Origin of the sequence: Microcystis sp. LE19-41.2A (genome assembly GCF_027530405.1) — a bacterium.
Classification (GTDB): domain Bacteria; phylum Cyanobacteriota; class Cyanobacteriia; order Cyanobacteriales; family Microcystaceae; genus Microcystis; species Microcystis aeruginosa.
On the sequence record NZ_JAPZQJ010000020.1, the window covers coordinates 1 to 9,953 of the forward strand.

Genomic DNA, 9,953 nt, shown 5'->3' on the forward strand with positions numbered 1-9,953 from the left:
GGGCCAATTACCTAATTTTCAGGGAAAAAGTCCAGGAATTTTCCCCCTGATCACTCCCATGCCCGGTACTTTTTGATTGACAAAAAGTCTAAAAGTCTTACCCAACAAGGTTTTTAGATTTATTCAGCAAACCCTAGTTAAATAATCCTTCCGGGACATTTTTAACTGCACCTAAAGTTTCAGAAATTTGATTATTCGAGGAGGAAGAATTAGATCGATCATTGAAATTGGGAAAGGTTTTGTTGAGCAACCACCAAGCAATTCCTCCTAAAAGTGTCGATGTCACCATAACCGTCAACAGCAGCGGAAGAATTTCATTTTTCTGGGACATAAAATCAGGATCACGATTCGGACTACTTTAATGATAATCCCAGCTTTTTTTAATGACCCTAACTTTTACAATTCTTTCGGGTTGTGCCAAGGGTTAAGGATCAACCATAGAGACACGAACAACAGAAAGGAGAGGATAGATTCGATGAGTAATACTAAACCAGGTTATTAAAAACTGATTATTTATTCTCCCTTTTGCCTCTTGCCTCTTGCATGAGTGCCTGTCCTGATATGTAAGCCTATACTCAACGGATTTAGTATAAAACCTATCAGACAAAGGACAAGATAGCGATATAACCTGCTTGAGCATCTTCTCCTGTTGACTGGCTACAGACCTTCGAACAGCAAAAAACTTGAACAACAAAAACTAGAACAGCAAGGGATGGAGGCAACCCCATCCCCAAACTAGACAATTATGCTATTCTTTTTTATACATCACCTCCACCACGGTATGGACGTTACCTCTGGGATGAAAATCCCCCTTAACTTTCATCTGCAAGGGTTCGCAAGCGGCCACCAAATCATCTAAAATTTGGTTAATTGCTTCTTCGTGGGAAATATAACGATCGCGATAACTATTAATATAAAGTTTAATCGCCTTTAATTCCATCACCTTTTGATCGGGAACGTAGCTAAGATAAATAGTGGCAAAATCGGGATAACCGGAAAAGGGACACTTACAGGTATATTCCGGCAGAGTGATCTGAATATCGTAATTTCTGCCAGGGCGTGGATTGGGGAAAGTAATTAATGTTCCTTCGGCAATTTCTCTTTCCCCGTACTTAACTTCAATTTTTTCGGAAGACTGAACCATGTTTTTTCCTAACTAGACAATGTTTCCTATCATAGCTGGAATATTCTCTCAAGAGGCGTTACCGAATCAAGAGATGAATAGTAACTCCTGCATCCTATTGACAAATTAGCTTAGTCCCGGGTTGAAAGAATGCCGAGAAGACAATGCAGACTTAAAATCAGCCAAGTCGAATTTTCAGGTAAAAAATGCTCTATGATTAACTCTAAAGATACTGTAAAACTGGTTTCATGCTCTCCGAGATTAAAAACATAGCCGAGAGTCTCGCACCCCGATTAGTGGAGATTCGCCGCCACATTCACGCGAATCCAGAGTTAAGCGGGCAAGAATATCAAACGGCCGCCTATATTGCCGGGGTTTTGTCTTCCTGTGGTCTATCGGTGCAGGAAGCGGTGGGAAAAACGGGAGTTAAGGGAGAATTGGCGGGAAAAGGCAGTGATCGAAGGATTTTAGCCATCCGCGCCGATATGGATGCCCTACCGATCCAAGAAAGAACCGATTTAGACTTTGCTTCCCGCAAACCGGGGATTATGCACGCCTGCGGTCACGATGTTCATGCTACCGTCGGTTTAGGGGTGGCGATGGTGCTTTCCCGTCTCTCGGAACCTTTGGGGGGAAAAATACGCTTTCTCTTTCAACCAGCAGAGGAAATCGCCCAGGGGGCTAATTGGATGATCCGGGAGGGGGTGATGCGGGATGTCAGCGCCGTTTTGGGGCTGCACGTTTTCCCCTCGATTCCGGCCCGATCGATCGGAGTTCGTTACGGGGCCTTAACTGCAGCTGCCGACGATCTGGAGATTTTTATTCAAGGGGAATCCGGCCACGGGGCCCGGCCCCACGAGGCGATCGATGCTATCTGGATCGCCTCGCAAGTAATCACCACTTTACAACAGGCAATTAGTCGGACTCAAAACCCTTTGCGTCCCATTGTCCTCACCATCGGGCAGATTAGCGGTGGTCGCGCCCCCAACGTCATCGCTGATCAGGTACGCATGGCGGGAACCGTGCGATCGCTGCACCCAGAAACCCACGCCCATCTCCCGGAATGGATCGAGAGTTTGGTCACGAATGTCTGTAGCACATATAACGCTAAATGTCAAGTAAAATATCGCCGGGGCGTGCCATCGGTACAAAATGACCAATTTTTAACCCGGTTAGTCGAAGAAGCTGGTTTAGAAGCTTGGGGAAGGGATCGGGTTTTAATTCTCTCGGAACCCTCCATGGGGGCCGAGGATTTTTCCCTTTATTTGCAACAGGCCCCGGGGACAATGTTCCGTCTGGGAGTGGGTTCTCCTCACCTCCTCAATCCCCCCCTTCACCATCCGGAATTTTTAGTGGATGAGTCGGCAATTCTGACGGGAGTGATTACTTTAGCCTACGCGGCCTATAAATATTGGCAACGGCAAGATTAAACCGGTTTTTCAAGATAATTTTATGGAAATTTGGGAAGATTTAGCTATTATAGCTTGGACGGAATTGCTGCTGGATAATTATGAACGATTAATCGGGCGATCGCTTTTACCCCGGATCGGTACTGGCAAAGAACAGAGTAAAATGCTCTTTTATGCCCCTTTTGTGCTGGTTTCCCACGGTACACAAACTAATCCGATCTTCAATTATGGTAATCGCGGTGCCCTCGATCTCTGGGGTTTAACTTGGCCAGAATTATTAACAACTCCTTCGCGAGCGACGGTAGAGGGGGAGGAAATCGCCAAAGAACGCCAAAAAATGCTAGATTTAGTCAAAAAACAGGGCTATATCAACGATTATCACGGGGTAAGGATCACGAAAAATGGTCAACTATTTCGCATTGAAAAAGCGATCGTTTGGAATATCATCGATCGTGATGGCATTTACTGCGGACAGGCTGCCACCTTTGCCGATTGGATTTTTCTCTGATTTAAGCTGTACTGCCTTGAAACTCCGTCCCCACTTCCCCACTCCCCCACTCCCCCATCACCCCACTTCCCCACTTCCCCACTGTATCGCCCCAATATGACCAACTCAGACCGAATTATTGTTCCTCTCGATGTGCCGGATTTAGAATCAGCGATCGCACTGCTCGATCTGCTGCCAGAAGTCAATTTTTGGAAAGTGGGACTAGAATTATTTGTCAGTAGCGGTGCAGAAATTCTAGGGATTCTGCAAGAAAGACAAAAAAAGAGCTTTCTCGACCTAAAATTCCATGATATTCCCAATACGGTCGCCGGGGCCTGTCGTTCAGCTAGTCGCTATCAAGTGGATTTACTCACCCTGCACGCTACGGCCGGACGGCAAGCACTGACGGCAGCTAAGGGGGCAATATCTGACTTGCTATCGCCGCCAAAACTTCTCGCTATCACCGTTTTAACCAGCCTTAACGCCCGCGAATTAGCCCTCGACCTCAAAATTCCCCTAGAACTATCGGAATATGCCTTAAATCTGGCATTATTGGCCAAGGAATCAGGAATTGATGGGGCGGTTTGTTCTCCCCAAGAAGTGGCGCAATTGCGGCGCGTCTGTGGAGAGGATTTTCTCTTAGTTTGCCCCGGAGTTCGTCCCTCCTGGTCAAGCAAAGGGGATCAAAGTCGGGTGATGACTCCGGCCCAAGCGCTTAAAGCTGGGGCTGATTATCTAGTAATTGGACGACCGATCACTGGTGCCGAGGAGCCAAAGGTAGCATGGGCAAAAATTTGTCAAGAATTAGCCGACATTTAGCTGTATTGCTGGTTATGTTCGGGATTAACTTGCCAGCAGTTAGTCGTCCTCTTTCTAGCTGTCCGGAGGATTTAAATCTTTTAGTCGATCGCCTCTTGTCAGATTTACCCAGTTATGCCAATCGAGTTATTAGCCGCTCCCAAATCGACCAAAAATTATCTACACCGGTTTTTGTGATTATTGCCGGTCGTCCTGAATTTGCACCCCTACCTTTAACTGCCAGTCAATATTCTGGTCAAATTGCCGATGACACTCAACAGGTTTTTTTTACGACTTTAGAGCGTCAGTATAGCAAAAATCGCTCTGTCAGCCTCCAGAATTATCACTGGTTATTTTTAACTAAAACTGGGGAAGGATGGCGATTAGTGACGGTTTACAGTCAATTAGCTGCCCTTGAACCCGCTCAAGTCCCCTTACCTCCCCTAGAAACCAGTCAAGGCACCATCGGCCAAGCGGTGCGTCTCTGGCTGCGGGACTGCGAAGCGGCTGCATTGCGCTAAATTCGCTCGGCCAACACGAAGCGATCGAAACCTGCTAGGTCGTTAATAATCTGAATTTGTCGATAATTGCCCTGATTTTCCAGCATTTGCGCTACTTTTTCCCCTTGACCGGCTCTCATTTCCACTAGCCAAAGGCCTCCCGATCGCAGATAATCGGGAGCAGTGGCCACTAGATAGCGCAGCGCGGTCAATCCGTCTTCACCTCCATCGAGGGCCAAACGGGGTTCATGTTCCCGCACTTCAATTTGTAAGTCAAGGATTTCTGCACTGGGAATATAGGGAGGATTGGACAGCATACCGCTAATCTGTCCTTGCCACTTCTCTAGGGGTGTCCACCAAGAACCCTGTTTTAAGATAATTCTGTCGGCAAAACCCGTATTGATGATATTTTCTTTGGCGATCGCTAAAGCCGTTTGACTGTAATCAATAGCATATATTTCTGCTTTTGTCAAGATACTGGCTAAACCAATAGCGATCGCGCCGCTACCGGTTCCCAGATCTACCCAGATTCCCCCGTCGTCTCCTCTGACGGTTTCTCCAACAATATCGATTAATAACTCGGTTTCGGGACGAGGAATTAAGACTTCTGGGGAGACTTTGAGGGTAAAATTACGCCAGACCACCGATTCGAGCAAATACTGTAAAGGAACCCTTGCTTGCAGGCGTTTTTGCCAGCGTTTAGTAATTTCCGACCAAGAATAACTCAAGGGGATTTTTTCTCGTTCGCGAAAGGATTGTAAGCGCAGGGAAAGAGTATCTAAATCTGTCACTGCTTGCAGAAAGATATCCACTTCTTTCGGAGATAGTTGCGCTTGCTCTAAATCGGCGATCGCCTGTTGTCGCCATTGACTTAATTCTTGACCGGAAATACTCGCAGACACAAGGCTTAACGATTGGGGGCGGGGGGATTATTGGTATTATTATTAGGGCGTGGCTGATTTGCCGGGGGTTGGTTGGGAGCCTTTTGGTTGCTATTTGCCCGAATAAAATCAATCGTTTCTTGGCTAGGATAGAGGAGAATTTTAGTTAAAGCTTCATCGTTACTTTGTTGTAGGGTAGCGATGACACTTTCTAAGGGAATAACATCAATTTTCACCGTGGTCGCTTCTGCGGGATTAGCTTTTTTATATTGTTCTACCATTTGCAAAGCGGCGGCCTTTTCAAAGAAGAAAGGAATAAAATCCTGATTATTGCGATTGATCACCAGAAAACTACTCTCTTTTCCCGCTTTCGGCACAAATAAAGGTACACCACCTTGATATTGTTGACCTCTTTCACTGAGCAATTTTTTCGCTGATTCTACTTCCGACTCTTTGGGAACAAAATCGATAATTAAACGATTTTGATCGGTTTGACTGGTTTGCATTTTATAGACCTGTGCCAAAGAAACAGCCTGAACTTTAACTTTGCTGGCAACTTCAGGATTCTCTTTTTTCAGTCTTTCAAAAAAGTTTTGTGCGTCCTGTTGACTGATAAAAACTCCCGTGAATTTCTGTTCTTTTTCTCCCACGGCAATTAGGGGAACTCCTTGATCGTCGGCAATAGCGAAGACAGGTACAGACTGCAAGGTTCTGACGATTTGTTCTTCCGGTAAAGCGAGTGCTTTAGAATAGCTGCCCAGCAGCGAAGTCAACATTGTCGTTCCCACTAAACCAAGAGTTGCTGTCCAACGAATGAGAGATTTCATCAAAATAATTACCTCGTTATTACTATTAACCAATATTTGCCGTTAATCTGAACTATATAGTCTATTTGACTCCTCCGATCAGGAGTTTTTTGATGAATAACCAGCCCCGAAAGTTCCCTTTATTGGCTTGCTTCTGAACCATCATAGCTAAAAAGCTCCATATTTGGTGAGATGTGGTCGCAGCGGCGGCCAGGAAATAGGGGCAATTTATGGGCTGATCTGGGGAATAATAGGGATTAATTGGATTTTTTAAGCTACATTTTCAAAAAAATCGCTTTAGCTACGGTTTAAGCTTGCTTTTGCTTTCATAAGCACCAACTTGAGATCAAAAGGCATCCTCTTGTCTGAATCAGTTAGTCAACTGGCTACCCCTTGATCTTGGCACTGCTAATGACTTTCCGAGAAATCGCGCGGATGGGCGATCGCTAACCGCAGCCATTGATAGGAAACTAGATTTAAAATCAGTCCGATGATCAATAAAATTGCCATGAGAGCGATTTGATACCAGGCGATCGGTCTGACCAGAAGATCGGCGATCAGATGGGCTAAATTCAAGACAGAATAGAGAATTGTCAGCCAGAAATGGGCCTTTCTCAAGGAGCGACTTTCGCTAAAATTGACCCCGATAATCGCTAACATTGGCAGCAAAAAAAAGAGCAACATTCCCCAGAAAATCGGATCGAGATTGCTGGTTTGATGACTCTCGACGATCGATTGACCATGGAAAAGCGGCATTAAACCCAGTTGGGTGTGAAATAGAGTTCCCAAGAGGAATGTTGTCCAGAGAGCGGCAATTTTTTCGGGATATTTCGCTGTTTTCACGGTAATTATCCTCTTAATCGGTTAGTATAAAAGGTCGGGCTAGGTGAGAAAGTATTCTTAAATTTTTCCTAGTCACTTATCTATACATTCTAAAAAAAGTTTCTGTATTTAAAATTACTTTTTACAAAAAAACACAAAATAGTTTTTACTGCTGATCAGCCGTGGAGAAAGGCCGCTGCTATAGTGGTAAATTTAGCTAATTCTCAATCTAAAAATGTTTATGACCACAACCACTTGCGAGAGTAACTCAATCTATCCCGTGCGTTGGCAAGATAATAAAGTCTGGCTGATCGATCAAACCCGTTTACCCATGGAGTATGGGGAAGTTGAGATCACCAGCAGTGAAGCCATGGCCCGGGCGATCGAAACGATGATTGTCCGCGGCGCTCCGGCCATCGGGGTGGCGGCTGCATACGGTATGGTTTTAGGAGCGCAGGAAATTACCACCGACCAGAAAGAGCAATTTCTGGCTGATTTAACTAGAATAGCCGATCGATTAGCCCAAACCCGGCCGACGGCGGTGAATTTATTCTGGGCGATCGAGCGAATGTTAAAAGTGGCCAGGGAAAGTGGCCCAGAAGTGGCAGTAATTACCAAAAATCTCCTTGAAACTGCCCAAAATATCCAAAAAGAAGACGTGGAAACCTGTCGGGCGATCGGTCACCATGGTTTATTGGCGCTGCCGGAGCAACCGGAAAAACTGACAATTTTAACCCACTGTAATACTGGTTCCCTAGCCACGGCCGGTTATGGTACTGCTTTAGGGGTAATTCGTTCCGCTTGGACAGCAGGGAGATTAATACAAGTGTATGCAGACGAAACCCGGCCGCGGCTGCAAGGGGCAAAATTAACCGCCTGGGAATGTCTGCGGGAGGGAATTCCCGTCACCGTGATCACCGATAGCATGGCGGCCCACTGTATGCAGCAAAAACTGATCGATGCGGTGATCGTTGGGGCCGATCGCATTGCGGCCAATGGGGACACGGCTAACAAAATCGGCACCTATTCCCTTGCGGTGGTGGCAAAAGCTCATAATCTGCCTTTTTATGTGGCCGCGCCGCTATCGACGGTGGATTTTTCCCTTAAGGATGGTACGGGGATACCGATCGAACAGCGCGATCGTGCCGAAATTTATCAGGTGGGGACAACTACCCTTTGCCCTAGAGATGTTAACTTTTATAACCCCGCTTTCGATGTTACTCCCGCCGCTTTAATCACCGCTATCATCACGGAAAAAGGAGCGGTAACACCTGCTGAATTAATTTTTTTACAGGATTCCTAGAGGGTAAGCTTTTTCCCTACTGACACCATTTTTATTTGTTTATATCCATTGGCACAGTGGGGAAAAATTCCGCCTCAATCCCATTGGAGGTGACGGCCAAGGGCGAAAAATAGACAAAAACTACCTCTATCCATAAACTAAAGGACTAGAGTAATTTTGAGAAACTATCTAGTTATCAATAGAATAGTTTGAATTAATGATTGATTACTTAAATCAAGAAACCATAAATTATTTATTAGTTTTAGATTATTTTTTTGTTAATATAGGCTAAAAAATTAATGGCTCTTCTAGGTTCTGTGTGATAAGTTTAATTGACATAGGATCGATCGATCTTTGTGTCCTTTGTGTCTTTGTGGTTCGTTCCACCCCCTCGCTAGGAGAAATGTATCTTAGAATACATTTTACCCACCAAAGCTGGGAGAGCCAATTAATTAAACCAGAGCTTGGTTCTATTCTAGGAAAATCCAAGCAGCTCAAAGATGTATTCTTCTTAAAATTATCTTGGCTCTTCTCGACTTTGTGTAATAATTTTTGCCGATGAAATTCTGAAATGTTTACTGGGAAAGACTTTTAGGGCTATTTTTGTGAATAAATAAACTATCATTATAGGACTCGTTTCCACACAGAAACCAGAAAAGCCAAATCCTTGCATAATCGAGATTTGTATGATATTATGAATAAATAATTAAAACAGAAAATTCTGGTTAATTTGGGTAGATTTGAGTATATTTTAGGGGAGGCTAAGTATATTTGCCATCTCTGCTTTTAGTAAGTATCAATAAAATCAACCGGAAAAAGGGGATTGCCGAATGAAGAATAAGAAAGCGGAATTCAGAGAAGGAGGAAGGGAGTGAAGTCAATGTTAAGGAGCGGCTCTAATAATCGAAAAGCCAAAATTATCAAATCATCACTTACTTCGGCGAAACTGGTCAAAAAATATGGATAAAGTCCGGGTTATCGTTGTAGAAGATCACGATTTAACCCGCATGGGCTTAGTGGTGGCTCTCCAGCATCGGGAAGGTATTCAAGTGGTAGGGGAAGCGATCAGTGGATTACAGGGACTGAAACTGCTAGAGGAGACTAAACCCGATGTAGCGATCATCGATATAGGTTTGCCTATGATCGATGGGATCGAGTTAGTGCGACGCTTCCAACAAAATCGGGGCGAAGACCCCCTGGCCACGAAAATCCTCATGCTAACCATGCACAAAACCCAAGAACAGGTTTTAGCGGCTTTTAGTGCTGGGGCTGATTCCTACTGTATGAAGGATATTAGCATTGATAAGTTAATCGAGGCGATTGATTCCACCCACGAAGGCAATCATTGGCTTGACCCTGCGATCGCCAATATTGTTCTGCAACAAGTGCGCCAAAATGTTCCCGTCGGTGCGGCTGCCGGGACCAAAACAGTGATAATTCAAGGCGTTGACCGAGAATATCACCAATTGCTGGAAAATGCCCCCCTAACGGCACGAGAGCGAGAAATTCTCGATCTGATTGTCGCGGGTTGTAGTAATGCCGAGATTGCCAAGCGACTCTATATCACCATCGGCACGGTGAAAACCCATGTCCGCAATGTCTTAAATAAACTCTCTGTGGATGATCGGACTCAAGCGGCAGTGCTGGCCCTGCGATCGGGATTAGTGGATTAAAAAAACCGGCATCCTACCCGGGTAGGATGCCTAGGGCTGTTTCATTTAAATTAAGTATAGCTGATTTTGAGTCAATAAATTTGACCGAAGATTCTCAAGTTTATCTTGTTCTAACCAAAAGAGTTAGTCACAATAACTAATCTTTAATCCTCTGCCAAATTTATTATGAATA

General features: G+C 44.8%; 11 protein-coding genes. 6 read left to right on the forward strand and 5 right to left on the reverse strand.

Annotated features, from left to right (window positions below):
* Positions 1-133 precede the first annotated feature (133 nt).
* Entirely contained in the window at positions 134-331 is a 198-nt protein-coding gene (locus O9290_RS00735; protein WP_249264948.1) for a hypothetical protein, read from the reverse strand.
* 417 nt (positions 332-748) lie between these two features.
* Positions 749-1,144 carry a preQ(1) synthase gene (gene queF / locus O9290_RS00740; protein ID WP_002740916.1) on the reverse strand — a complete coding sequence of 132 codons (396 nt, stop codon included), beginning with the start codon at positions 1,142-1,144 and terminating at the stop codon, positions 749-751.
* 227 nt (positions 1,145-1,371) lie between these two features.
* On the opposite strand from queF, the gene O9290_RS00745 reads away from it, so the two are divergent.
* The 4 genes from O9290_RS00745 to O9290_RS00760 all read left to right on the forward strand — a co-directional run bounded on the left by O9290_RS00745 (position 1,372) and on the right by O9290_RS00760 (position 4,338).
* Positions 1,372-2,553: a M20 family metallopeptidase gene (locus tag O9290_RS00745; protein WP_288031728.1), complete on the forward strand. Its 1,182-nt coding sequence runs from the start codon at positions 1,372-1,374 to the stop codon at positions 2,551-2,553.
* A 22-nt stretch (positions 2,554-2,575) separates the two neighbouring features.
* Positions 2,576-3,040, forward strand: coding sequence for an MEKHLA domain-containing protein (locus O9290_RS00750; protein WP_287107981.1), 465 nt, complete (start codon positions 2,576-2,578; stop codon positions 3,038-3,040).
* 96 nt (positions 3,041-3,136) lie between these two features.
* Positions 3,137-3,838, forward strand: a complete 702-nt coding sequence (gene pyrF, locus O9290_RS00755) for an orotidine-5'-phosphate decarboxylase (protein WP_002763813.1) — start codon at positions 3,137-3,139, stop codon at positions 3,836-3,838.
* On the forward strand, positions 3,802-4,338 hold the full coding sequence (locus O9290_RS00760) for a hypothetical protein (protein WP_052277909.1): 537 nt from the start codon (positions 3,802-3,804) through the stop codon (positions 4,336-4,338). Before pyrF ends, O9290_RS00760 begins: the two co-directional genes overlap by 37 nt.
* On the opposite strand, the gene prmC is transcribed toward O9290_RS00760, so the two are convergent.
* The 3 genes from prmC to O9290_RS00775 form a co-directional block, all read right to left on the reverse strand.
* Positions 4,335-5,219 carry a peptide chain release factor N(5)-glutamine methyltransferase gene (gene prmC / locus O9290_RS00765; RefSeq protein ID WP_288031719.1) on the reverse strand — a complete coding sequence of 295 codons (885 nt, stop codon included), beginning with the start codon at positions 5,217-5,219 and terminating at the stop codon, positions 4,335-4,337. The two genes, O9290_RS00760 and prmC, sit on opposite strands and share 4 nt — an antisense overlap.
* Before the next feature lie 5 nt (positions 5,220-5,224).
* Positions 5,225-6,025: a Tic22 family protein gene (locus O9290_RS00770; RefSeq protein ID WP_288026277.1), complete on the reverse strand. Its 801-nt coding sequence runs from the start codon at positions 6,023-6,025 to the stop codon at positions 5,225-5,227.
* A 387-nt stretch (positions 6,026-6,412) separates the two neighbouring features.
* On the reverse strand, positions 6,413-6,847 hold the full coding sequence (locus O9290_RS00775; protein ID WP_052277912.1) for a hypothetical protein: 435 nt from the start codon (positions 6,845-6,847) through the stop codon (positions 6,413-6,415).
* Positions 6,848-7,067: 220 nt separating this feature from the next.
* On the opposite strand from O9290_RS00775, the gene mtnA reads away from it, so the two are divergent.
* The gene (mtnA, locus tag O9290_RS00780) at positions 7,068-8,129 is read left to right on the forward strand and encodes an S-methyl-5-thioribose-1-phosphate isomerase (protein WP_125730555.1); all 1,062 of its coding nucleotides are present in this window, start codon (positions 7,068-7,070) and stop codon (positions 8,127-8,129) included.
* Positions 8,130-9,067: 938 nt separating this feature from the next.
* A complete protein-coding gene (locus O9290_RS00785) occupies positions 9,068-9,781 on the forward strand; it encodes a response regulator (RefSeq protein WP_288086603.1) in 714 nt (237 codons plus the stop codon).
* Positions 9,782-9,953 lie beyond the last annotated feature (172 nt).